The sequence below is a fragment of the Bdellovibrio sp. NC01 genome (assembly GCF_006874625.1).
GTDB lineage: Bacteria > Bdellovibrionota > Bdellovibrionia > Bdellovibrionales > Bdellovibrionaceae > Bdellovibrio.
In genome coordinates, this window is sequence record NZ_CP030034.1 from 1,629,197 (window position 1) to 1,651,959 (window position 22,763).

Sequence of the window (22,763 nt, forward strand, 5' to 3'; positions counted from 1 at the left end):
TTTTTCGTAAAGGACATTAATGAAAGCAGTTATATTAGCTGGCGGATTGGGTACACGTCTAAGTGAAGAAACTTCTTTAAGACCTAAACCCATGGTCGAAATTGGTGGAAAGCCGATCTTGTGGCACATCATGAAAATGTACTCACACTATGGAATTAATGAATTCATTATTTGCCTTGGGTACAAAGGATATTTGATCAAAGATTTTTTCATGAATTATAAGGCTCACATGAGTGACATCACTGTGGACCTTGCGAACAACGAAACGACGTTTCATAGCAGTCGTAGCGAGCCGTGGAAAGTGACTCTTGTTGACACAGGCGAAAATACGATGACGGGTGGTCGATTAAAAAGATTGAAAGACCATCTGAAAGATCAGGATACGTTCTGTATGACCTATGGTGATGGAGTTTGTGATGTAGACATCAATGAACTTATTGCTTGTCATATGAAGCATGGGAAGATGGCGACCCTGACAGCCGTTCAACCTGTGGAACGTTATGGTGTTCTCGAGTTGAATGCTAATAACAAGATTTCTTCATTCAAAGAAAAACCTGAAAACACTCATACGTATATTAATGGTGGTTTTTTCGTTTTATCAAATAAGGTTCTAGATCATATCGAAGGTGACTCGCAGATGTGGGAGCGTGAGCCTTTAGAGGCGATTGCGAAGAGCGACAACCTTTACGCATACAAGCACCATGGGTTCTGGCAATGTATGGATACCCTGCGCGATAAAACTCTTCTTGAAGATTTAATTAAAACCGGAAAAGCACCGTGGATCAGATGGACTTAAGATCATTTTATAAAGGCAAAAAAGTATTAGTAACTGGTCACACTGGTTTTAAAGGTTCATGGCTAAGTTGGTACTTGCTGGATCTTGGCGCCAATGTTGTCGGATATTCAAAGTCTCCAGTAGACTATCGCGGTAACCATTTTAATTTAACGAAATTAAAAGATCAGATGGCTTCGTATGAAGGAAACACGTTGGACTTTGCGAAGTTCGAAAGTGTAATCAAAACTGAAAAGCCTGAGATCGTTTTGCATTTGGCAGCACAGCCGATCGTTAATATTTCATACGAAGATCCCGTCGAAACTTTCCAATCAAATGCAATGGGCACAATCCATTTGCTTGAGATTATGAGAAAGACCGACTTCATCAAGACTGGTGTCTTCATCACAAGTGACAAGTGTTACGAAAATCAAGAATGGTTATGGCCTTATCGTGAAACTGAAACTCTGGGTGGACATGATCCATACTCAGCAAGTAAAGCGATGGCAGAAATTGCGATCTCAGCGTATTATCGTTCATACTTTAAAAAAACCGGTGCGGGAGTCGCATCGGCCCGCGCAGGAAATGTAATTGGTGGTGGTGACTTCGCCAAAGACCGTATCATTCCTGATATCGTTCAAGCCATTGATGACAATCGTCCCGTTGTTTTGCGTAATCCTCAAGCCGTCCGACCTTGGCAGCATGTCTTGGATGTGGCACGCGGCTATCTTTCACTGGGAATGCATTGCCATTTAGATCCGGTAAAACATTCGACACCTTATAATTTGGCTCCGCAAGGCGTGTTGAATAAGCATAATGTGTTGTACATCACAGAGAAATTTATTGAGGTCATTGGTAAAGGTGAGTTCAAGATTGATCAAGCTTCGGGGAAATTCCATGAAGCAAATCTGTTGCGCTTGGATCCAAGCAAGGCCATGGAGTTCTTGAAGTGGGCACCGACATTTTCTCCAGACGAAACTGTAGCATTTACGGCGGATTGGTATGGAGACTTCTTGAAGTCTAAGGAAAACTTAGCTTCTGTGACTTTAAAGCAAATTAAGCACTATCAAGATCTGTCTGCGAAGGTGAGTCTGTAATGAGAGTCTTGGTCACTGGTGGTTCAGGTGGTGTTGGTAGTTTTGTTGTCAAAGAATTATTGGCAAAACAATATCAGGTCGCTTGTTTGGCTCGTGATCCAAAGAAAATTACGGATTCTGCGGTTGCCATCATTCAGGGAGATCTTTCTGAGATTCCCGCAATTGAAAAGCAATTTGCGGAATTTAGGCCAGAAGCCATCGTTCACTTAGGTTGGATAGGAGTCGATCAAAAAGAAAAGTCCAATCCCGGTCAAATTCACAATCTGCAAACGGCGGTCGATCTTTTGCAGCTGGCACAAAAGTACCAGGTAAAATCTTTTATCGGGATGGGGAGCGAGTCTGAGTATGGTGTGCACAACAAAAAAATTGATGAGACAGCATCTAATAAACCGTTAACCAAATACGCTATCGCAAAATTTGCGACAGGTTTGATGATGGAAAAAATGTGCAAAGATGCCGGTATGAATTTTACCTGGCTTCGTCTGTTTTCTTCTTACGGCCCCGGAGATCGCCCAGGTTCATTGATGTCTTTGATGATCAAAACATTGTTAAAGAATGAGCCTATGAATTTGTCTGAATGCGTTCAGGTGTGGGATTATGTGCACGCTCGAGATATCGCAAGATTGATTGGTATGATTTTGCAAAACCCAAAGGAATCAGGCTTTTTCAATTTGGGTGGTGGGCATGCATGTGTGTTAAAAGAAGTTGTTCACATGATTGCAAACAAGATCGATCCCAATGCAGAACTTCATTTCGGTGCGATTCCTTATGGGCCTAATCAAAATATGCATTTGGAAGCAGATATTTCTAAATTAAAGAAAGTCTACGGTTGGGAGCCGCAAATTTCGCTTGAAGAAGGTTTGTCGGAAACAATCGCATGGCATCGTCAGCAGTTATTTTAAATTAATTCATGAATAATTTTGTTTGATCCTTGTTAGAGTTTTAAAATTCTTTAGGTCTAGATAATAAATTAAATTTTGTTTTTATTTTTTCGAGTGGCATACTTTGTCGACATAAACACAAAGGAGTGTACATGAGAAACAAAATAATTGTTATTGTGGCTATTGGATTGGCCGCTGCAGGTTTTACTTATAAAAATGACCTTCAAACGATGGGACTTCATTTTGTTGCGCCGGAAATTAAAGGACAAGAAAATATTCCTCATCCTGAGCGTGGCGAGATCATTTTAGATACGGCAGGCACATCACCTCAATTTTTCGGTCATAACGGCGACAGATGGGTTTTGCTATCGGCTGGTCAATCAATCATTCCGTCAGGCGTGATCCTTCCTTATGCTGGTGCTACACCTCCAGATGGATTTGTATTTGCTGACGGCTCAGCCGTGCCTAGAACTGGTGATTATGCGCTGTTATTTGCAGCCATTGGTACGACATTTGGTAATGGTGATGGTAGCACTACATTCAATCTTCCGGATATGCGTGGTCGTTTTATGCGTGGAGCGGATACAACATCAGGTCAAAGCAGAGATCCAGGGCCTCGTTATTGGGAAAATGGTGGTTCATCGACAAGCCTTCTTGGTTCCGTAGAAGACGATGCATTCCAAGGCCACTGGCATAATTCCTCTAACTATACTGGCGGAACGGGAAATATTGCGGGCGCTACGAATACGAACAATTCGTCTGGATACCAAACGAATTCATCTATTCAAGTTTCAGATCCACGCTCTGATGGGACTCACGGTACGCCAAGAACATCAAATGAAACGCGTCCTAAGAACGTTGCAGTTCATTATATCATTAAACTTTAATGAATTGATCATCGCCGTAAATTAATTTTGCGGCGATTTTTTCTCATGACCAAAAATAGTCATCAAGATATCTTGTATCATGGCTCAAAATTTTTGGTTTCAGAAGAAGGTTTTTATTACTGGCCACTCCGGCTTTTTAGGCAGTCACTTAGCACTTCATCTACAACGATGTGGGGCGGTTGTCTTTGGCTATAGCCTGTCTCCAACGACAACCCCTAATTATTTTGAAGTTGAAAATGTGGCTCAAGGGATGACTTCAACATTTTCTGATATTCGAGATAGTGACGCGCTCAAGTTCGCCCTTCAGTACTCACAGACGGATATCGTTTTTCATTTATCAGGTGGGGGAGGCTTAAAGGACTCTTGGAATAAAGTTTCTGAAGTGTACTCGAGCCAGGTTTTGGGAACAGTCAATTTATTAGAAGCTTTACGAGAAACAGCCACTGTCCGTGCCGTGGTGATTTTAAGTTCTGATAAAGTATATCGTTCTTCTGACACGTCGATGTCGTTTTCCGAAAACGATCCATTGGGTGGAAATGCGCCCGCATCTGCTGCTAAAGCTTGTTGCGAATTGATAGTCGAATCCTACTTAAATGGTATTTTTTCTCCTGAAAAATATAACAAGCATAAGGTTGCAATAGCGACAGCGCGACTTGGTGGAATAATTGGTGGTGGTGATTTTTCTGCAGAGAGTTTAATACACCAACTAGCTCAGTCATGTCGAGCTGGTGTGGATTTGCCATTGAAGAATCCCGACTCGATTCGTCCTTGGCTGCATGTAGATGACGCTGTTAACGGACTTGCATTGTTAGGACAATCGTTGCTTGAAAGAGGACCTAAAGTTGTTGGTGCTTGGAACTTTGGGGTAAATGCGGATGGACTAGCAAGTGTTGCGCAGGCAAAATCCTATTTCATTAGTGAGTACTCTGGAGTTCCCGCTAAACCAGTTGAAAATAGTGGCAGCCCTTCCTTTCATAGTGGGCTGGATTGTTCGAAAGCACAGGAGTTTCTTGGTTGGCGCCCACAATTTAATAGTGAGCAGTCCGTTCGAAGGACTGCGCAGTGGTTTAAAAGATTTGATAGTAAAGTTAATTAAGCAATAGTTGCAGAGGTCTGTTTTTTATAAGAAAAAATCCTCTGCATGATGTGCTTTTCAGAAACAAGTACAACCCAAGCAATTGCAATAGCTAGAATGCAAGCTAGTGCAACTATCAACGTTCCGGACATTTCTATTGGTAGGCTCTTCATTAATAGAACGCCAATATTTTGATGAATCAAATAAAGAGGATAAGTTAAGAGTCCAAGTTGGGTGATCGTTTTTGATCCTTTAATCTTTATTTTATCTGTTAAGATTAAGAACATAGAAACGACGAAGGACGCGATTATTATATTATAAACCCAGATAGAGAAATACTCTTGATGGTAATCGCGGTTCAAAACAAAAACTTCATAGTTTGTATTATAAACAGCTACGGCGTAAGCAATTGCAAAAGTTAAATATGAAATTACAGAAGCCCTTTTTTGCCACCATAAATAAAAAATGGAACCGATAGCAAAATAAGGTGCATAGTGCGCCAGCAAGAATTCCTGAGTCATCTTGTGATCACCCGGCAAAATTGAAAACAAACCAATTGCGCCGATCCAGAAGAAATAAATCAATTCGATTTTAAGAATTTTTTTGCAAAGTAAAATTAAATAAATAAGAAGATAAAATTTAATTTCGACGAAAATAGACCAATAAGCGCCATCAATTGCGTATTCCCGAATAAAATCCGTCATCAATGTCATGTTAACAAAATACTGGTACCATGTCGGCGTAAAGACGGGAGCGCCCCAAAGAAGGCAGGCAAAGAACGTAATTGTGCAACAGATCCAAAAAGTAGGGTAAATGCGCTGCGCTCTATTTTTAATAAAGTCAGTCGCTGTGCCTTTTTCGGCGGACATCAATATCACAAATCCGCTGATTATGAAGAATAATTGGACGCCTAAGAAACCGTATCGAGTCAGAGTACCTATAATTGGAAAGGTCACCGTAGGAATCTGATTCATCACAGGTTCACGAAAGGTAAAATGATAAAGCATCACGAAGCTCGCGGCTAAAACCCGTAGAATATCTAGTTCTGGTAATCTCCGATTTGTCATTGTGGCACGGCTCCTGGGATTCCTGGTCAAACTTTTCTCAGGTGCAAGAGTGGATTGCAAGAAATTTAGACAGGTAAGTTGATGAAACTTTTTGATAATTTGATGCAAAACGACCTTGAAACTGTTGATCTAAAGCTTGATGATTGTTGAAAGATGTTTTTGTGAATTTGTTAGGTGAGTTTTGTGGGTCAAAAAAAGCATTTAGTGTTTTTCTGTGAACATTTAGAATCTGGAGGAGCTGCGCAAGCGCAGATTGATTTCCTAACCAGTATTGACCCGAATAAGTACCAACTATCGCTTGTTTTGGAGCGATCTCCGTCTTCAGACAATCATCTTTTCTCTCAGATTCCAAAAAATGTGGCTGTCCGAACTTTATTTCCTGAAAACTCAAATTTTCCTCAAAAGTATAACTCTTTGTTTTGGAATTTCTTGAGATGTCGTTCAGAGAAGTTTGATAAAATATTGAGAATCAAAGAAGTGCTTTCAACTTTACCTAAAGCCGATTGTTTGATTGGCTTTACGTTGACGTATCCAAAGTATCTTCCGTTTTTCCGCAAGCAATACAAACTTGTGTACTGGGTGCATGGTCCCTGCACGAAATGGAGTAAAGGCGACCTTCGAAAGTTTTATCGACGTATTTTGCCATTTGATCAGTTGATCACTGTAAGTCATGTCTTAGAAGAGCACATTAAGGACTTTTTTCCTAGAGTCTCAAATCGTGTTCGTACCGTATATACTCCAATCAATTATGAAAAAATTCGCTCGGAAGCGGATGATTTTTCCGAGCTTACTGCTTTAGAGCAAAAATTGATTGGGCAGAAATACTACGTCGCCGTTGCGCGATTTGTTCCGGAAAAAGATTTTGTGACGGTTTTTAAGGCTTTTAAAATTCTTAAGGAGAAAAATTTTAACCTTAAACTCGTCGTTGTAGGCGATGGTACGGACCGAAAAAAACTAGAACGGTCGCTTGAAGACCTTAGTCTTCAAGGCTGTGTGTCTCTCGTCGGGATGAAAAGAAATCCCTATGTTTGGATGAAGCATTCGCAAGGTTTTATACATTCAGCAATTACTGAAGGTTTCGGCCTTGTGATGGTCGAGGCGATGACGTTAGGTAAAGCTGTCATTGCAACTGACTGTCCAGTGGGGCCCGCTGAAGTTTTAAAAAATGGTGAGTTTGGAATTTTAATCAAAGTTGGAGATGACCGGAATCTCGCTGAAAAAATTATTGAGCTTGAGAGCAAAGCTTCATTGAAGCAAAGATACGAACTGAAATCATTGGAAAGAGCGTCTTATTTTTCGAAAGAACGAATTCTTCCAGAATTTTATGAAATAATAGATTCTTTGTGACAAATCTCTGAATCATGTTGCAGGCAATAACCTACAGACAGTCCCACTAGCAAAAATAGGTAGTTGCGGGGGCCAGTGGAAAGCAATGGGCAATCTACGAGTGATCCTGTCATGAAGGCAATTAGTATCGCTAGTCCCGCAAGCGCCATGGAGCGGCTTTCAACATTCTTAGATTTATTAAACACACGATAAAAGTAAGTTAGCGCCGTGATCAAAACTCCACAGAACGCTAAAAATCCTACGAGTCCACTATCATTTAGAATTTGTAGATACATGTTGTGAGAGTGAAGAAGCATTTCCTGACCCTCGAAGCCTAAATTTTTATAGTAGGCAGGAAACAAGTATCTATTTTCAGTGAACCCGACTCCAAACGTTGGGAAATCCTTAAAAATAGCTACGCTGACCTTCCAGATCATGAGTCGTAGTGCCTGAGAGTTGCCGGCAGTAATATTCAAAGAATACAAAATCCGATCTTTAAATTGGAACAAGTTAAAAGCGTAAATCAAGATGATCCCAAAGAGCGAGATAGCCGATACGGTTAAGAGTCTTTTGGTTTTCCCTATGAGAGTGATAAATGCAATCACCACTAGCATGGCAAGCCAGGCACCTCTTGTATAAGTCTCGTAAATGATGACTGTCATGAACGCAAGAGGGGCAAGCATCCAAGCGTTTGATTTTAAGTCATTTAGCGCGGAAGCAAACCAACCAAAGAAAAACGCCCATAAAAATAGAACAGCCAACGCAAAATCATTTGGATTCGAGTAAAAGCCGCTGATTCTTCCGAATACATTAGGATGCTTTAGGTACCACAGGATGGAAGCGCCTAAGACGAGTGTGGAAACTCCACCAAGAAGCTTCAACAACAGTTTGATATTGGAAACCGATTTACCGAGATATACACATGCAAAAAAAGATAGGATCCATCTGAGATCTAGAGTGTCGTGCCAGCCTCTGTTGGTGAAAGATCCGCTCGCGAATAAGCCGGTGATATTTGCGGCAACCCAGATCATGATAAGAATATTCCAAGCAGAGCCATTGAGTTCAAAAGGTCTCAGTGTAAATGACCTGTTGTTGCGAAGTGTTAGGCAGGCGCCTGCTAGAAAAACTAGCACATAGATGATGTCGACCTGAAGATAGGCCACTACATTTAGGGCTATAGCCAAAATGAAAAGCAAATTCCAAGATGAAAATCGATGTAAAAATGTGTTCAAATCCGATTTAGATTGGAGGAAATGCTCGAGGAAGTCCACTTCTAATTCCGATTGAATCTGGCACATCGCGGAATTTAGGACGCCAAATGAAGGTTCTATAGATGTGTCGTTTGCAACTTGAGAAGGCTCGTCATACTATTTCTTGCATTTTGGCGTACTAGCGGAGGCAGACGTGCTCTTAGATACATTTAGAAAAAAGGTTTTAGATAAAGAACTTAAAGTCGGCATTGTCGGACTTGGCTACGTTGGACTTCCATTAGCTTTGCGATTTTCTGAGATGGGACTTCCAGTTCTTGGATTCGACATTGATCAAAATAAAATTTCCAAAATTCACGATGGGCAAAGTTACATCGAGCACATTCCGACAGCAGCAGTAGCGAAAGCAGCCCGCGCTGGTTTTTCCGCGACGACAGATTTCAAACGCATTGGTGAAGTGGACGCCATCATTCTATGCGTCCCAACTCCTTTAAATAAATATAGAGAACCAGATTTGAGTTTTGTGTTGGACACCACGGATTCAATTGTTCCACACATGAGAAAAGGACAACTCCTTTCACTAGAGAGTACGACTTATCCTGGAACTACGGATGAAGAACTTAAGCCAAGAGTTGAATCGCGTGGATTTAAAATTGGTGAAGATTTCTTCCTGGTGTTTTCACCGGAGCGTGAAGATCCAGGTAACCCCGATTTTACAACTCATACAATTCCCAAAGTGGTCGGTGGTCACACTGAAGCTTGCTTGCAGGCGGGTGTCGCGCTTTACGGAGCAGTTATCGACAAAGTTGTGCCGGTGACTTCAACAAAAGCCGCCGAGATGACAAAGCTTCTTGAGAACATTCACAGAGCGGTGAATATCGGTCTTGTGAATGAAATGAAGATAGTTGCTGATAAGATGGGAATTGATATCCACGAAGTCATCGATGCTGCTGCAACAAAGCCTTTTGGATTCGTTGCATATCGCCCAGGACCTGGCATCGGTGGTCACTGTATCCCAATCGATCCATTCTACTTAACTTGGAAAGCACGTGAATACGGTATCCACACAAGATTTATTGAGCTTGCTGGCGAGATCAATAGTGCCATGCCAAGCTATGTAATGAAGAAAATTGCACTAGCTTTGAACGATAGAGAGAAGTCAGTTAAAGGTGCCAAAGTTTTAGTGTTAGGAATCTCTTATAAAAAGAATATTGATGATATGCGAGAGTCTCCGTCAGTGTTTTTGATGGAGAAGTTGCGTGATGATGGTGCGATCGTAGATTACTCAGATCCGCATGTTCCGGTATTTCCGAAAATGCGTGAGCATTCATTCAACTTAAAGAGCGTAGACCTGAATGAACAGGTCATTGCAAGTTATGACTGCGTTGTTTTGACGACGGATCACGACAAATTCAATTACGATATGATTTTGAAAAATGCGAAGTTGGTTGTTGATACTCGTGGGAAGTATCGCAAGACGTCTGCCAATTTGGTGAAGGCTTAGCTATGAATTTTGCGATTATTGGTGTTGGTGGCTATATTGCCCCAAGGCATTTAGAAGCCATTAAAGACTTAGGCCATAATCTTGTAGCTGCGTATGACCATAATGACTCTGTAGGAATCATGGATCGTTATTTCCCAGACTGTCAGTTTTTTACTGACTTCGAAAGATTTGAGTCTTACGTCGACTCGTTGAAGGGCTCTAACCAACAGATTGATTACGTTTCCATCTGTACGCCGAACTACATGCATGCTTCTCATATTAAGTTTGCATTGAGCCACGGTGCTCACGCCATTTGTGAAAAGCCATTGGTGCTTCATACGAAAGATATTGATGATCTTTTGAATTATGAAAAAAAGTACGATCGCAAGGTTTACACTGTTTTGCAGCTACGTGTGCATGATGCGATTCTAGCCTTGAAGAAGAAGATCGATTCAGAAAAGAAGGGCAATCATAAGGTTGACCTAGTTTATATAACTTCACGTGGACAGTGGTATCATGAGTCTTGGAAGGGTGATGTTAAGAAGTCGGGAGGCCTCTCAACAAATATTGGTGTTCATTTCTTCGATATGCTGACTTGGATTTTTGGTAACCCGAAAGAAGTAAAAATTAACAAGAAAAGCTCAAGCTTCGAATCAGGTGAGTTAGTTTTAGAAAAAGCTCATATCAATTGGAGTCTGACTATCGATAGATCTCATCTGCCACCAGAGGCAGTGAAAAGCGGGAAGACAACATTTAGATCCATTAAAATTGACGGCGAAGAGTTTGAATTTTCTGAAGGTTTCACAGAGCTTCATAAACGTGTTTACACGGACGTCTTAGGTGGAAAAGGTTATGGACTTTCAGCTGCTCGGGCTGCCATTGAGATTGTTGAAATGATTCGAGAACAGTAATGGATTACTTTAAACATGAAACTGCAATCGTTGATGAAGGTGCGCAGATCGGAAACGACTGCAGAATCTGGCATTGGGTTCACATAAGCCCTAAGGCAAAAATCGGTGCCAAGTGCTCTTTCGGTCAGAATGTTTTTGTCGGCAATAATGTTGTCATCGGTAATAACTGCAAAATTCAAAACAATGTCTCGGTATACGACAATGTCTTCATGGAAGACGACGTTTTCTGTGGGCCAAGTATGGTTTTTACCAATGTCATCAACCCACGCGCTGCAGTTGTTCGTAAGGATGAGTATCTAAATACTTTTGTTAAGAAGGGTTCTACTATCGGAGCGAATGCAACGATAGTATGTGGCGTAACTCTTGGTGAATATTGTTTCATCGCTGCAGGCGCAGTTATTACCAAGGACGTGAAGCCTTACGCTTTGATGGCGGGAGTTCCGGCAAAGCAAATTGGTTGGATGTCGAAGTACGGAGAGCGCATCCCCTTGCCAACTGAAGGAGAAGGTGAGTGGGTTTGTCCAAATCAAAAAATCACTTATTCATTGCAAGGACATGTTTTGGTTGTCGATGAAAAGTCGTAATTGCCCACCGAACATTTAAAGAAAAATATTTGACGTGAAATAATGACTCAAAAAAAAATTCTTCTAATAACTAATTATTTTTCCCCATCGAAAAGTGTTGCTGCCTTAAGAACAGGAAGTTGGGTTAAGTATTTTGATAAAGAAAAATTTAGTTTTGAAGTAATTGTTATGGGTTCGGACTATAAAGATAGTGTTCAAGATATAAACGGTATTTCCGTTCATTATATTAACGATAGTTCATGTTTCAAATTGCAAACTTTTACCGGTAAAGAGCCTCGTCTAGTCCATTTTTTAAAAGCTGCTTATAATCGACTGTTTCAATATTTTATTTGGAATCGCGAAAGTGATTCGATTCAAAAGGTGGCGCATTTAGGGCGCAGGCTGGTTCAAGAAGGTGATTTTTCTTACTTGATGTCGACATATCCTGAAATCGGACCGTTATTGGCAGCAGAAAAGATAAAGAATGAATTTCCTGAATTAAAGTGGATTAGTGATTTTAGAGATCACTTAAGTTGGGATACGCTAAATACATTTTCTAGAAAGCATGCGGAAAGAAAGTTGGCTGATTCCCTCTGCGTGACGGATTTGATAACCGTTGTTTCAGATCCTATTGGCGATGAAATTAGTAAAATGAAACCCGATAAAGTTCATGCTAATTGGGTTAGAATAACAAATGGATACGATTTTTCACCTTTAAAGAACTTGAATGCTCTAAGTATTACTCCCATTAATATTGGATATGCGGGTAGTTTGTACGGCGATCGTAATTTAAATATTTTTCTCCGGGCTCTTGAAGAGTTTGATGAAAATATTAATTTGATTGTTATTGGTAATAAGAAGCCGTTGCCAAATTTATCTGAAAAAATACGTGCGCGTATTTCAAGTCAAGATCGAATTAGTTATGAGGAATTGCCAAAAAAATTAAGCCAAATGCATGCTTTACTTGTCACCCACCCAACAACGGACCAGAAAGGCATTTATACCAGTAAGTTATTTGACTATCTGGCCATTGATCGTCCGATTTTAGGTTTAGTTGACCCAGATGATGTTGCCGCTGAGTTGATTCGTAAATGCTCTGCGGGATGGGTTTCTAATAGTGATGATTTAGCTGGTATTAAAAGATGCCTTCGAGAAATTGTCGATGCGTATAGAACTGGATCTATGCCGAAAAGAAATTGGGATCTGATTGCTCAATACCATAGAAGTGTCGGTGTAAGATTACTTCAAAATGAAATCGAAAGTCTGACAAATGACCAAAAAAATTAAAATTTGCTTTTTTGGAGATGCTCAAAGTGTTCATACTCAAAGATGGGTAAGCGAAATTGCTAAGCGCGGTTTTGAAGTGGTACTTATTTCAAAAAACTTTCAGCACGTTCCCGGTGTTAAGGTCATCGTTTTATCTGGAAACAGAAATAAGCTTTCTTGGTTTTTAAAAATTTGGGAAATTCGGTGTTTGATGAAGCAAATTAAGCCTGACATAGTCCACGGGCATTATATTACTTCATACGGATTTTGGGCCAAGGCGTCTGGGATAAAGCCACTAGTTCAAACAGCTTGGGGATCTGATATTCTCGTGTCGCCTTTTAAAAGTAGGATGATACGTGTGTTAACTCAATGGGCCTTGGGTGAAGCAGCTTTAATTACTGCAGATTCGTTGGATACTTTGGATTTAACTAGAACATATTCAAATTCAGCGCGTTTTGAACAGGTACAATGGGGCGTTGATTTAAATTTGTTCAAACCTGCTGAGCAAGTTAGTGAGCCGGTAAGAAACATTGTGAGTCTAAGAGGGCTAAACCAAAACTACAATATTGATATAATCATAAAAGCATTCGCTAAGGTCAGACAAAATACGGATAATATTAAATTAACTATTGCTGGTTTTGGCCCTTTAAATGAAGAGTTGCAGAATTTAACAAAAAAATTAGGAATCGAGAAAGATATACAATTTGTAGGGCAGCTTGATGAAGTTTCGCTGGCTAGGTTACTGTCAACATCGACAGTTTCTGTGACGGTGCCATCATCCGATGCGACGTCAATGTCATTGCTTGAGTCTATGGCATCAGGGCTCCCTGTAATTGCGAGTGATTTGCCAGCAAATCGTCAATGGATCTTCGATCAAAATTGTATTGTGCCTGTTGGGGATGTCGATGCGTTAGCTAAGGCACTGGAAAAGATATTAGCCGATCCTGTAAACAGCAAAAGTTTGGGAGACAAAAATAGAGACCTAGTTTCTAAAAATGCTTCGAGACAAATTGAGATGGACCGAATGGCTCATTTGTATTTGTCTTTATTGTAGTACATCACCCACGGAAAACCCTAAGCGTTTGAGTACACGCTGTGCATTTGTTCGCAAACAAACTCCCGATTCAATTTTAGCTACAGATATAGTGCCTTCTGCAGTTGCCAAATAGACGCTGCCATTCTCAAATTTTAAGATTTTGCCAGGGACCCCGGCTGCGCCTGGCTGTTTTTTAATATGAGTTAAAACAACTCGATTGCCATTGACGATTGTCCAAATGGAGCCCGGAGATATTTTATCCGTCCAGAAAAAACGGCTAGCATGCCACGTATTCCAGTTAACCTTATAATCGGACTCCGTGGGTGGATAGTATCTAGTTGCCAAAGTGTGATCTTGAGAATGAAATTTAAGCGTATCATTCGATGCACATGTAATTATGTTTTCGACCAGCGTTTTGGTTTCGACACACGCTTGCTCTATGATCGAATCAAAAGATTGATCGTCAGAAATTACGAAGCTTCTAGCCTCAAAGATATCCCCAGCATCAAGTTCTTCATGCATTTTAAATGAAGTTACTCCAATTGTGGTTTCTCCATTTTTAAGAGCCCAGACTATCGGATGTGAACCGCGGTAGTGAGGTAATAAGGATGGGTGTATATTAAGAGAAACTGGTGCGATGTTGAATATTTTTGGTGGGACATATTCAGTATATGCAACGAATAAAAACAAATCTGCCTTTAAGTTCTTCAGAAGCGAAGTAAAGTCAGAGGTCGTTAATTCTGATTTAGTGGGTGAATATTGAGGGATTTGTCGTTGTTTTAACTGCTGCTCAATTGTGCCCCATTTTCCTAAGAATGATTTATCTTTAGGCTTTAACGATGAGTAAATTCTCTTTATGGCTCGTCTGAAAAGATCTTTTTTAGATAAGACTGGGCGACTCCAGCCTGTACGATTTTTTTCAAGCGGGGATGTGATAATGGCACACACTTCAACAGAGGACATCTTATTGGCTAAGATGAATTCCAGAGAGGATTGAAATAATGGATGCCAATGATCTCCCCAAACTACCAGCTTTATTTTATTTTTCATCGCAGTGTTCTTTTAGTAGGTCTTAAAATATTTTTAATAGAAATCGCAATTTTGTTTACGTCTTGTAATAGCATTGCCATGTCGGGATGTAAAATGATCCCCCACGACACATGTGAGTTTTTGGTGAATAAGAATAGGCCATAAATTATGGCGATGATGTATGCAAAGCTAGAGGCAAAAGCAGCACCAATAAGTTGAAAGTTTGGGATCAGAATTAGTGAAAGTATTAAGTTTGTTGCGAATGAAAAAGTGGCGACACGTCTTGAAAGATTAGGTTGTCCCAATTGGTTTGTAAAATAGGTAGACAATGTGCTTGCAGCGCCAAACAGCAATACGCCAGGCAATAGAATCAACAAAGGTATTAGAGACTCCTCATAAGCTTTGCCAAATAAAAATGGCACTGTATACACAAATCCAATAATAATCATAGGTGCCGCGAGTAAGAGGCATAGGAAATTTAAATGAACGAGTCGAATAACAAATAAACCTGAATCGACTTTATTATCTCGACCAATTCGCGAATACGCGGCAGCTGTAACCGACGACGAAATGAACCAGAGCATTTCAGCGATCGAAATTGAAATGGAATATACACCAGCCTGGCTGAGGCCTAAGAACGACTGAACCAGGAATAGATCGATTTTATAATTAAGCAAGCTCACGATGTTAGTGATGCCAATTTCGATGGCGTAGACACGGTATGGGATAAGTGACTTGAAATCCCAACCATCAAACTTGTGTTCTTTTAGGTAAATATAAATAGACAAAACTGCTGAAATCACTTGCGAGAGGGCCCAGCAAAATAAAATTATTTCTATAGTGACATTTACCCTAAAAACGTAGAGTAGAAAAATCGTGATAAGTACGAATGAAGAAGAAAATGAATTGATGAAATTCATTCGGAACATATTTCCTGATCCGAGATATACACCACTGAGTAGCGGAATAATCATTAAAAAGGGAGCACTGAGCCCGACGATCCAAAGATTGACTAAAGGGGGTGATTTGAAAAAGTAAGAAATTGAAATCGTCAGAAATGTAACGATACTTCCGATGATTCCAGATAAGAAAAGGCAAGTGGAGATATATTTACGATTGAAGTTGCCTTCTCGAGAAATTTGATAGGCTGCTGCAGCCCCAAAGCCCGCGAATATGGTAATATATATTTGTGCGCTTGTGATTAAAATAGAATATTCACCTCGATTGTAAGTTCCGAGGCGTGCCGTAACTGCCATTATTCCTAGTGCTAATAAAAGATTGAATATCTTATAAAGAAAATTTATGGCGGAACTGCGTACTAAATTACTCATTATGCTTCAAACCAGATGATTTTTTTGTGATTACCAAATATCCAACATTCGTATTCAAAATACGAAATGTTGTGAGTAGTGGAATTAAGAAATCAAGATGAACTAATGACAATAGCTTTCCAAGACGTAAATTTAAATAAATTCTAAGCTTTTTCTTTATGCAGAAGTCTCCTTGCGTCGTATGTTGCATGACTTCGGAAATATCAAGAGCGCGGTAATGATCACTCTTCAACGGAGACCCTTTTTTATAGTAATCAAAGATAAATAGACTGCCATCAACCTCGAGTTCGTCTAAGCACTTCTTGATGATCTTTGCTCTAACTTCAAAATTAACGACTGATGTGAGTACGGCATTCAGAAATATCAAATCAAATTTATTTGAATTTTGTAGTGAGCAGTAATCGCCTAAGTAATTATTCGAAGAGGGAGATAGTACTCGCAATTTTTCGAATCGCACTGGGTTAAGCTCGCACGCATAAAAGTTTTGCGGAGTGGCGCCAAGCTTGTACATTAATAACGAAAAAACACCGCTTCCAGCGCCGACATCTAAGATTTTTTTGTTTTCTAAATTTCGCTCGCTAGTGATCCCAATCTTTTTAAAAAGAGCAACAAGATGGTGTTGTTGTGTGTAGGCCATATAAGCAGGAAAAAAATTGAACGAGCTCCAATAAGATGGCGAGCTATCACGTGTCGTATAATAATTGTTAATTCGTACAATTTCTCTATCCATATTATTTTTGATGACCTAACAACTCTCTAACAATTTTTTCGCCAGCAAGTCCATCGCCGTAAAGCGAGGGAAAGTTTTGCGGTTTGATTCTATTTTTCATTTCGTTAAATACGCTCAGCATTTTATCTACGTTGCTTCCAACTAGTGAGTTAGTTCCTGATGAGATAAGCTCAACCCATTCGGTTTCATCTCTCAAAGTAATGCATTGCTTTTTGAAAAAGTATGCTTCTTTTTGTAAGCCACCGCTATCGGTGACCACAAGTTGGCATTCTTTTAAATAAGAAATCATTTCAAAGTAACTCGCGGGAGGAATAATATCTATTCCTGTCGTGGAAATATTTAAGGTTTCCACAATTTTTTTCGTTCTTGGATGTAAAGGTAAAATGATTTTTGTACTCTTCGCTATCTCAGTCAATCCTCGGAAGATGTTTTTTAAGCGTTGCTCGTCGTCAGTATTTTCTGCTCTATGAATTGTCGCTAGGACAAACGATTCTTTTGGAGTAATATCAGGAGCCATTTTTGAGTAAAAGATAGCGGCATCTAACATCACATCGCCTACATTAATAGTTTTTGAATTGATGTTATCGTAGCCCTCATTTTTGAGATTTTTGATGGCGGTTTCTGTCGGGCAAAAAAGAATATTTGAGATGCGATCTGTTAGAATGCGGTTGATTTCTTCTGGCATTGCCATATTGAAACTGCGCAATCCCGCTTCGACATGTGCAATTTTAATATGGAGTTTGCATGCGGCTAGAGCTCCGGCTAGAGTTGAGTTTGTATCGCCGTATACCAAAACCCAGTCTGGTTTTTCCTTTATCAAAACTTCTTCAATGCCTTTAAGCATTTCACCTGTCATCGCTCCGTGACTAAGGCCCGAAATTCCTAAGTTATACTTTGGCTTTGGAATTTTCATTTCTTCAAAGAAGACGTCACTCATATTGGCATCGTAATGTTGACCAGTGTGAATGATAATTTCTTCGATTTGATTGTGTTTTAAAAATGCGCGGCTAACGACCGCCGCCTTAATAAATTGTGGCCGAGCGCCGACAACGGTTACAATTTTCATTTTTCCATCACCTGCAAGAATTTAGTTGCCAGTTTTTTATAGTCATTTTCTTTAGATACAAATTGAAACCCGTATTCACCCATTTGGCTCAATTCTGTTTTCGAGTTATTCATCAATTCTTTGATGGCGTTTGCGAGAGCCAGTGGATTTTCAGCCGGAACACTAAGCCCACATCCTGATTCAGCAACAGGATTATTGCCAGCTTCGACAGCATTAATGATTGGACGTCGAGACGCCATATAATCCATCATTTTGTTTGGACTAATGCCAAAGCGGAAAAGGGGCTCTTTTTTCAACCCAATATAATTCACATCGAAAAGACCAGTGATTGATGGAATGTCCGGTTTTGGAATCGCATCAAAAAAAACTGTATTGGAAAGTTCTTTAATTTTGCATAAGCTTTTTAAGCTTTCTTTTTCTGGTCCGGGACCAATGAAGAAGAATACAACCTTTTCATTTCTTAAAATCTCCGCTGCATTGACAAGATTTTCAAGACAGTTCGCCAACCCATGTGTACCCAAGTAGGCCACCGAGAAATAATCTTGGTTCTTATATTCCAATACTTTCGCGGTGATTTGCTTAGCCTCATTCGAAGTTACTGGTTTTGGGTTAAGCCATTCTTGAAGCTCAATTCCATTGGGAATATAATTAAACTTTTCTTTACTCATTCCTCTTGAGGTCATGTAATCCAAAGTCTTCGGAAGCATTGAAACAACTTGATCGGCATGCTTATAGGCGAAGTCTTCAGCCATCTGAATCAATAGAATAAAGGGATGCATTCTTGACATTCCGCCTAGCTCGATCGGTGAAAGCGGCCATAAATCGTGAACTTCAAAGATGAGTTTAGCTTTCGCCTTTTTTGCAATGAGCCAAGCTGGGAAAATGTCTAAAGGATAAGTGCTTGAGGCAATAACGACATCCGGTTTTTTTATAGACGTTAGTTTAAAGCTAAATTGGAAGGCGCGCGCTACAAATGCTAAGATATTAACAAACCTTTTGATTCCATTTTCTTTGTATGTCGGCGTTTTACACCAAACATAATTAATGCCGTCAATATTTTCTGTTGTAAAGGAATCGGTGACGGTTGGTTGTTTACCTCGAACATGAGAGTGCGATGCAGCCAAGATTGTAACTTGATTTTGATTTTCAACCCAACGCTTGGCTAAATAATAGGGACGAAACTCCATTCCATAAGATGGTGAGCCAGCATAATGGTTGATATATAAAATCCGCACGTTCTTCCTTGTTGTATTTATCTAACTCGCTTTTTGCGAAATTGGCTAACTCTTGTTTGAACTCCGTTGTTGAACTTCTTTTTTAGGTTCACCTTGGATAAAAGTTGTAATTTTCGTTGCGAATGTAGTCAACCCATCTTAGCTTCTTCCATTATGAATAAGTTTCTTCCATTCGCTCTTCCTGATATCGGTGAAGAGGAAATTCAAGAGGTAGTGGACGCATTGCGTTCGGGATGGGTCACGACTGGCCCTAAAACAAAGCAATTTGAGGCTGATTTTGGGGCTTATCTTGGTGGTGGTCTCGAATGTATTTCGGTCAATTCAGCGACTGCGGGATTGCATTTGGCGCTTGAGGCTTTAGGAATTGGCCCTGGCGATGAAGTGTTAACTACGCCTTATACTTTCACGGCGACTGGTGAAGTCATTCGCTATCTAGGCGCACATCCTGTGTTCGTTGATATCGACCCAAAAACTTTCAACATTGATCCAAATAAAATTGAAGCAAAGATCACGGCGAAAACCAAAGCCATCATTCCAGTTCACTTTGCAGGCTTGTCTTGCGATATGGATCCAATTATTCAAATCGCGCGTAAGCACAATTTGAAAATTGTTGAAGACGCAGCTCATTCCTTACCAACTCGCTATAAAGGAAAACTCATCGGGACGTTGGATTCCGACATCACGGTATTTTCCTTCTATGCCACAAAAACAATCACGACAGGTGAAGGTGGTATGATCGTCACGCGTAATCATGAGCTCGCGAAGCGCATGAAAGTCATGCGCTTGCATGGAATTAGTCGCGATGCTTTTGATCGTTACACGTCAACAAAACCTGCATGGTTTTATGAGGTCATCGCCCCAGGTTTTAAGTACAATCTTACAGATATTGCTTCTTCGATGGGGATTCACCAATTGAAGAAGTCAGATCGTTTCCAAGCACGCCGCGAAGAAATGGCTAAAATCTACCTCAATGAATTAAAAGACTTGCCACTTGAAATGCCGCCAGTTGCGACAATCGATAATAGCACGCATGCATGGCATCTCTTTGTATTACGTTTGCGTACAGACAAGATCTCCAGAGATGAGTTTATTGTTAAAATGGCGGAACAAGGGATTGGCTGCAGCGTGCATTTCATTCCGCTGCATTTACATCCTTATTGGAAAGAGACTTATCACCTTAAAGCCGAAGATTATCCGAACGCCCTTAATACATACAAGGATGCGGTCAGTCTTCCTCTTTATACGAAAATGACTGACGAAGATCAAAAACGTGTTATTGCCACTGTTCGCGAAATTTTATGTGGCTAGGAAAGCGCATTTTTGATTTTGCTTTTTCTGCGATAGGTTTATTGGTTCTTTCGCCGTTATTTTTATTTGTCGCGCTCTGGATTAAATATGATTCGAAAGGGCCTGTATTCTTTAAACAACAAAGAGTCGGCTTGAACGGAAGAGTGTTTTGGATACACAAATTCAGAACGATGAGTGTGGCAAACGATGGTCTGCAAATTACTGTCGCTGGAGATAGTCGAATCACTCAATCGGGTGCATTTTTGCGTAAATATAAAATTGATGAACTTGCACAGTTGATTGATGTTTTTCTGGGCAGAATGAGTTTGGTGGGGCCTCGTCCCGAGGTGCCGCGTTATGTTGAAATGTATCCCGAAAGTTTAAGAACGGCCATTCTTTCAGTAAAGCCCGGTATTACTGATTGGGCTTCTGTTGAATTCAAAAACGAAAATGAAATTTTAGCAAAGTCGACGAACCCAGAGGTGGATTATATTAAAGTGGTCCTGCCGGAAAAACTTCGTTTCCAAATGAAGTATATCGAGTCGGCTTCACTGATTGTAGATTTAAAAATTATTTTTCTAACGCTCAAAGCGATTGTATTTGGAAGTTGATCTTTAGGGCTCCGTAAAGGTTAAATGTTCCTTTAGGAAATCGTATGTTTGAAAAGGTCGCGGGTCTTCCACGTTTCGTAAAAATTATGATGATGCTTTTGTGCGACGTTGTGTTGTTGCCGTTAGCATTTTGGTCAAGTGTTGCGCTTCGCCTTGGTACTTTTCAACCCGATGTCTCTGCTTTTTATTGGCTCTTTTTAATTATTCCTGTTGTTACGGTCCCTATTTTCGTTCGTATCGGTCTTTATCGAGCAGTTATCCGTTATCTTGATGATAAAATTATTTATACAGTCGTTTACGGTGTAACTTTATCTGTCTTGTTATTAATGGCAGCTGTTGTTATGGGCCGCGCAACATCGGTTCCAAGAAGTTCAATCTTAATTTATTGGATCATCGCTGTCGCATACATCACAACAAGTCGATTTCTAGCGCGTGGATTGTTGCGCAGCCTTGAACGCTTCGAAGACTTCCGTCAACCTGTCGCCATTTATGGTGCTGGTCGCGCAGGCATGCAAACAGCTTTGGCGTTGATGTCTGGTGCAGAATATCGTCCAGTCGCATTCTTTGATGATAGCTCCCAATTGCAAGGACGTAGTGTCGCGGGCATCAGAGTGCATTCTCCTGATAAAGTTATAGAAGTTCTTCAGCAAGAACGTTGTCGCCAAGTTTTACTGGCAATGCCGTCAGCGTCTCGTACACGTCGTCGAGAAATCATTCAAAGATTTGAGGGTATGGAAATTACTCTTAAAACACTTCCAGGTATGGGGGAGCTTGTCGACGGACGAGTGAGAGTTGAGGACATTCGCGAAGTGGGTGTTGAGGATTTGCTTGGCAGAGATCCGGTACCGCCATTTGCTGATCTGATTTCCAGTTGTATCATGGGACGTTCAGTTCTTGTTACCGGAGCTGGCGGTTCCATCGGTTCTGAATTGTGTCGTCAGATTGTATTGAACTCACCACAAAAGCTGATTTTGTTCGAACAAAGCGAATATGCTCTTTATAAAATTGAACAAGATCTCAAGAGGTATCGTAGCAATATTTCAATCGTTCCTGTTTTGGGAAATGTTCTTGATCAGCCGGTGCTTGAACGCGTTCTGCACGCTCACTCTGTAAACACCGTTTACCACGCGGCCGCTTATAAGCATGTGCCATTAGTGGAATCTAATATTTCGGCTGGGGTGATGAATAATGTGATTGGTACAATGTGCGCGGCGCAAGCAAGTATCAATCAAGGTGTTGAGAATTTTGTTTTGATCTCAACGGATAAAGCGGTTCGTCCGACTAATATTATGGGCGCTTCCAAAAGGATGGCAGAGCTTGTGTTGCAAGCTCTGGCTAAAGAAGGTGCGCAAAGAACACGTTTCACGATGGTGCGCTTCGGTAACGTGTTAGGATCTTCGGGATCAGTTGTTCCTTTGTTTAAAGAGCAGATTAAAGCCGGCGGTCCTGTGACAGTCACTCATCCTGAGGTCACTCGTTATTTCATGACAATTCCTGAGGCCGCTCAGCTCGTATTGCAGGCCGGAGCCATGGGTCAGGGCGGAGATGTCTTTGTTTTAGATATGGGTGAGCCAGTTAAAATCGCCGATCTTGCTGCGAAGATGATCCAATTGAGTGGTCTTGAGGTTCGTAATCCTATGACTGGCGCTGGTGATATTTCTATCGAATTCGTGGGTCTTCGTCCGGGTGAAAAGCTGTATGAAGAATTGCTGATCGGCGATAGCGTTGAAAAAACTCGCCACCCTCGAATTATGAGAGCCGTCGAGAATATGATCGAAGCAAAAGAGCTCTTCCCTAAATTGTCGGCTGTTAAAGATGCTTGTGAAAAACAGAACGACGAATTTGTTCACTCTGTCGTGCGAGAGCTGGTTAAAGAATACAGCCCTAGCACGAACTCTTAAT

General features: G+C 40.6%; 21 protein-coding genes. 14 read left to right on the forward strand and 7 right to left on the reverse strand.

Annotated elements, in window-relative coordinates:
- Positions 1-19: 19 nt before the first annotated feature.
- The 5 genes from rfbF to rfbG (DOE51_RS07815) all read left to right on the forward strand — a co-directional run bounded on the left by rfbF (position 20) and on the right by rfbG (DOE51_RS07815) (position 4,733).
- The gene (gene rfbF / locus DOE51_RS07795; RefSeq protein WP_142695979.1) at positions 20-796 is read left to right on the forward strand and encodes a glucose-1-phosphate cytidylyltransferase; all 777 of its coding nucleotides are present in this window, start codon (positions 20-22) and stop codon (positions 794-796) included.
- The gene (gene rfbG / locus DOE51_RS07800; protein ID WP_142695980.1) at positions 787-1,869 is read left to right on the forward strand and encodes a CDP-glucose 4,6-dehydratase; all 1,083 of its coding nucleotides are present in this window, start codon (positions 787-789) and stop codon (positions 1,867-1,869) included. Before rfbF ends, rfbG (DOE51_RS07800) begins: the two co-directional genes overlap by 10 nt.
- The gene (locus DOE51_RS07805) at positions 1,869-2,771 is read left to right on the forward strand and encodes an NAD(P)-dependent oxidoreductase (RefSeq protein WP_142695981.1); all 903 of its coding nucleotides are present in this window, start codon (positions 1,869-1,871) and stop codon (positions 2,769-2,771) included. The genes rfbG (DOE51_RS07800) and DOE51_RS07805 overlap by 1 nt, the downstream gene beginning before the upstream one ends.
- Positions 2,772-2,902: 131 nt before the next feature.
- Positions 2,903-3,637: a tail fiber protein gene (locus DOE51_RS07810; RefSeq protein WP_142695982.1), complete on the forward strand. Its 735-nt coding sequence runs from the start codon at positions 2,903-2,905 to the stop codon at positions 3,635-3,637.
- A 79-nt stretch (positions 3,638-3,716) separates the two neighbouring features.
- Positions 3,717-4,733 (forward strand): CDP-glucose 4,6-dehydratase, encoded by a 1,017-nt coding sequence (gene rfbG / locus DOE51_RS07815; RefSeq protein ID WP_142695983.1) that lies wholly within the window; start codon positions 3,717-3,719, stop codon positions 4,731-4,733.
- Here rfbG (DOE51_RS07815) and DOE51_RS07820 read toward each other — a convergent pair.
- Positions 4,730-5,779 (reverse strand): acyltransferase, encoded by a 1,050-nt coding sequence (locus DOE51_RS07820; RefSeq protein WP_142695984.1) that lies wholly within the window; start codon positions 5,777-5,779, stop codon positions 4,730-4,732. The two genes, rfbG (DOE51_RS07815) and DOE51_RS07820, sit on opposite strands and share 4 nt — an antisense overlap.
- Positions 5,780-5,962: 183 nt before the next feature.
- Here DOE51_RS07820 and DOE51_RS07825 point away from each other — a divergent pair, with 183 nt between their 5' ends.
- Entirely contained in the window at positions 5,963-7,126 is a 1,164-nt protein-coding gene (locus DOE51_RS07825; protein ID WP_168196406.1) for a glycosyltransferase, read from the forward strand.
- Here DOE51_RS07825 and DOE51_RS07830 read toward each other — a convergent pair.
- On the reverse strand, positions 7,102-8,337 hold the full coding sequence (locus tag DOE51_RS07830; protein WP_168196407.1) for an O-antigen ligase: 1,236 nt from the start codon (positions 8,335-8,337) through the stop codon (positions 7,102-7,104). The genes DOE51_RS07825 and DOE51_RS07830 overlap by 25 nt on opposite strands.
- 172 nt (positions 8,338-8,509) lie before the next feature.
- On the opposite strand from DOE51_RS07830, the gene DOE51_RS07835 reads away from it, so the two are divergent.
- The 5 genes from DOE51_RS07835 to DOE51_RS07855 are packed head-to-tail and all read left to right on the forward strand — an operon-like array spanning position 8,510 to position 13,590.
- Positions 8,510-9,817, forward strand: a complete 1,308-nt coding sequence (locus tag DOE51_RS07835) for a nucleotide sugar dehydrogenase (RefSeq protein WP_142695987.1) — start codon at positions 8,510-8,512, stop codon at positions 9,815-9,817.
- A gap of 2 nt (positions 9,818-9,819) precedes the next feature.
- Complete coding sequence (locus DOE51_RS07840) at positions 9,820-10,707, forward strand: Gfo/Idh/MocA family protein (protein WP_142695988.1); 888 nt, start codon at positions 9,820-9,822, stop codon at positions 10,705-10,707.
- Positions 10,707-11,291 (forward strand): acyltransferase, encoded by a 585-nt coding sequence (locus DOE51_RS07845; protein WP_142695989.1) that lies wholly within the window; start codon positions 10,707-10,709, stop codon positions 11,289-11,291. Before DOE51_RS07840 ends, DOE51_RS07845 begins: the two co-directional genes overlap by 1 nt.
- Positions 11,292-11,333: 42 nt before the next feature.
- Positions 11,334-12,557, forward strand: coding sequence for a glycosyltransferase family 4 protein (locus DOE51_RS07850; protein WP_142695990.1), 1,224 nt, complete (start codon positions 11,334-11,336; stop codon positions 12,555-12,557).
- Positions 12,541-13,590: a glycosyltransferase gene (locus DOE51_RS07855; RefSeq protein WP_142695991.1), complete on the forward strand. Its 1,050-nt coding sequence runs from the start codon at positions 12,541-12,543 to the stop codon at positions 13,588-13,590. The genes DOE51_RS07850 and DOE51_RS07855 overlap by 17 nt, the downstream gene beginning before the upstream one ends.
- On the opposite strand, the gene DOE51_RS07860 is transcribed toward DOE51_RS07855, so the two are convergent.
- From DOE51_RS07860 to DOE51_RS07880, 5 genes are all read right to left on the reverse strand, one after another.
- Positions 13,582-14,622, reverse strand: a complete 1,041-nt coding sequence (locus tag DOE51_RS07860) for a methionyl-tRNA formyltransferase (RefSeq protein WP_142695992.1) — start codon at positions 14,620-14,622, stop codon at positions 13,582-13,584. The genes DOE51_RS07855 and DOE51_RS07860 overlap by 9 nt on opposite strands.
- Positions 14,619-15,932, reverse strand: a complete 1,314-nt coding sequence (locus tag DOE51_RS07865) for an oligosaccharide flippase family protein (protein WP_142695993.1) — start codon at positions 15,930-15,932, stop codon at positions 14,619-14,621. The genes DOE51_RS07860 and DOE51_RS07865 overlap by 4 nt, the downstream gene beginning before the upstream one ends.
- The gene (locus DOE51_RS07870) at positions 15,925-16,569 is read right to left on the reverse strand and encodes a class I SAM-dependent methyltransferase (RefSeq protein WP_168196408.1); all 645 of its coding nucleotides are present in this window, start codon (positions 16,567-16,569) and stop codon (positions 15,925-15,927) included. The genes DOE51_RS07865 and DOE51_RS07870 overlap by 8 nt, the downstream gene beginning before the upstream one ends.
- Positions 16,570-16,663: 94 nt before the next feature.
- Positions 16,664-17,728, reverse strand: coding sequence for a non-hydrolyzing UDP-N-acetylglucosamine 2-epimerase (gene wecB / locus DOE51_RS07875; RefSeq protein ID WP_142695995.1), 1,065 nt, complete (start codon positions 17,726-17,728; stop codon positions 16,664-16,666).
- Positions 17,725-18,963 carry a glycosyltransferase family 4 protein gene (locus DOE51_RS07880; RefSeq protein ID WP_142695996.1) on the reverse strand — a complete coding sequence of 413 codons (1,239 nt, stop codon included), beginning with the start codon at positions 18,961-18,963 and terminating at the stop codon, positions 17,725-17,727. The genes wecB and DOE51_RS07880 overlap by 4 nt, the downstream gene beginning before the upstream one ends.
- A gap of 153 nt (positions 18,964-19,116) precedes the next feature.
- On the opposite strand from DOE51_RS07880, the gene DOE51_RS07885 reads away from it, so the two are divergent.
- From DOE51_RS07885 to DOE51_RS07895, 3 genes are read left to right on the forward strand one after another with little or no spacing between them, the layout of a single operon-like run.
- Entirely contained in the window at positions 19,117-20,271 is a 1,155-nt protein-coding gene (locus DOE51_RS07885; RefSeq protein WP_142695997.1) for a DegT/DnrJ/EryC1/StrS aminotransferase family protein, read from the forward strand.
- Entirely contained in the window at positions 20,262-20,861 is a 600-nt protein-coding gene (locus DOE51_RS07890) for a sugar transferase (RefSeq protein WP_142695998.1), read from the forward strand. The genes DOE51_RS07885 and DOE51_RS07890 overlap by 10 nt, the downstream gene beginning before the upstream one ends.
- A 44-nt stretch (positions 20,862-20,905) precedes the next feature.
- Complete coding sequence (locus DOE51_RS07895; protein WP_142695999.1) at positions 20,906-22,762, forward strand: nucleoside-diphosphate sugar epimerase/dehydratase; 1,857 nt, start codon at positions 20,906-20,908, stop codon at positions 22,760-22,762.
- The last annotated feature ends 1 nt before the right edge of the window (position 22,763 follow it).

Bases quoted from the DNA above. Each gene is read 5' to 3' on its own strand.
- DOE51_RS07850 (WP_142695990.1), top strand. From the start codon at position 11,334: ATGACTCAAAAAAAAATTCTTCTAATAACTAATTATTTTTCCCCATCG.
- DOE51_RS07870 (WP_168196408.1), bottom strand. From the start codon at position 16,569: ATGGCCTACACACAACAACACCATCTTGTTGCTCTTTTTAAAAAGATT.
- rfbF (WP_142695979.1), top strand. From the start codon at position 20: ATGAAAGCAGTTATATTAGCTGGCGGATTGGGTACACGTCTAAGTGAA.
- DOE51_RS07820 (WP_142695984.1), bottom strand. From the start codon at position 5,779: ATGACAAATCGGAGATTACCAGAACTAGATATTCTACGGGTTTTAGCC.
- DOE51_RS07865 (WP_142695993.1), bottom strand. From the start codon at position 15,932: ATGAGTAATTTAGTACGCAGTTCCGCCATAAATTTTCTTTATAAGATA.
- wecB (WP_142695995.1), bottom strand. From the start codon at position 17,728: ATGAAAATTGTAACCGTTGTCGGCGCTCGGCCACAATTTATTAAGGCG.
- rfbG (WP_142695983.1), top strand. From the start codon at position 3,717: ATGGCTCAAAATTTTTGGTTTCAGAAGAAGGTTTTTATTACTGGCCAC.
- DOE51_RS07895 (WP_142695999.1), top strand. From the start codon at position 20,906: ATGTTTGAAAAGGTCGCGGGTCTTCCACGTTTCGTAAAAATTATGATG.
- DOE51_RS07805 (WP_142695981.1), top strand. From the start codon at position 1,869: ATGAGAGTCTTGGTCACTGGTGGTTCAGGTGGTGTTGGTAGTTTTGTT.
- DOE51_RS07885 (WP_142695997.1), top strand. From the start codon at position 19,117: ATGAATAAGTTTCTTCCATTCGCTCTTCCTGATATCGGTGAAGAGGAA.
- DOE51_RS07840 (WP_142695988.1), top strand. From the start codon at position 9,820: ATGAATTTTGCGATTATTGGTGTTGGTGGCTATATTGCCCCAAGGCAT.
- rfbG (WP_142695980.1), top strand. From the start codon at position 787: ATGGACTTAAGATCATTTTATAAAGGCAAAAAAGTATTAGTAACTGGT.
- DOE51_RS07860 (WP_142695992.1), bottom strand. From the start codon at position 14,622: ATGAAAAATAAAATAAAGCTGGTAGTTTGGGGAGATCATTGGCATCCA.
- DOE51_RS07855 (WP_142695991.1), top strand. From the start codon at position 12,541: ATGACCAAAAAAATTAAAATTTGCTTTTTTGGAGATGCTCAAAGTGTT.
- DOE51_RS07810 (WP_142695982.1), top strand. From the start codon at position 2,903: ATGAGAAACAAAATAATTGTTATTGTGGCTATTGGATTGGCCGCTGCA.
- DOE51_RS07845 (WP_142695989.1), top strand. From the start codon at position 10,707: ATGGATTACTTTAAACATGAAACTGCAATCGTTGATGAAGGTGCGCAG.
- DOE51_RS07890 (WP_142695998.1), top strand. From the start codon at position 20,262: ATGTGGCTAGGAAAGCGCATTTTTGATTTTGCTTTTTCTGCGATAGGT.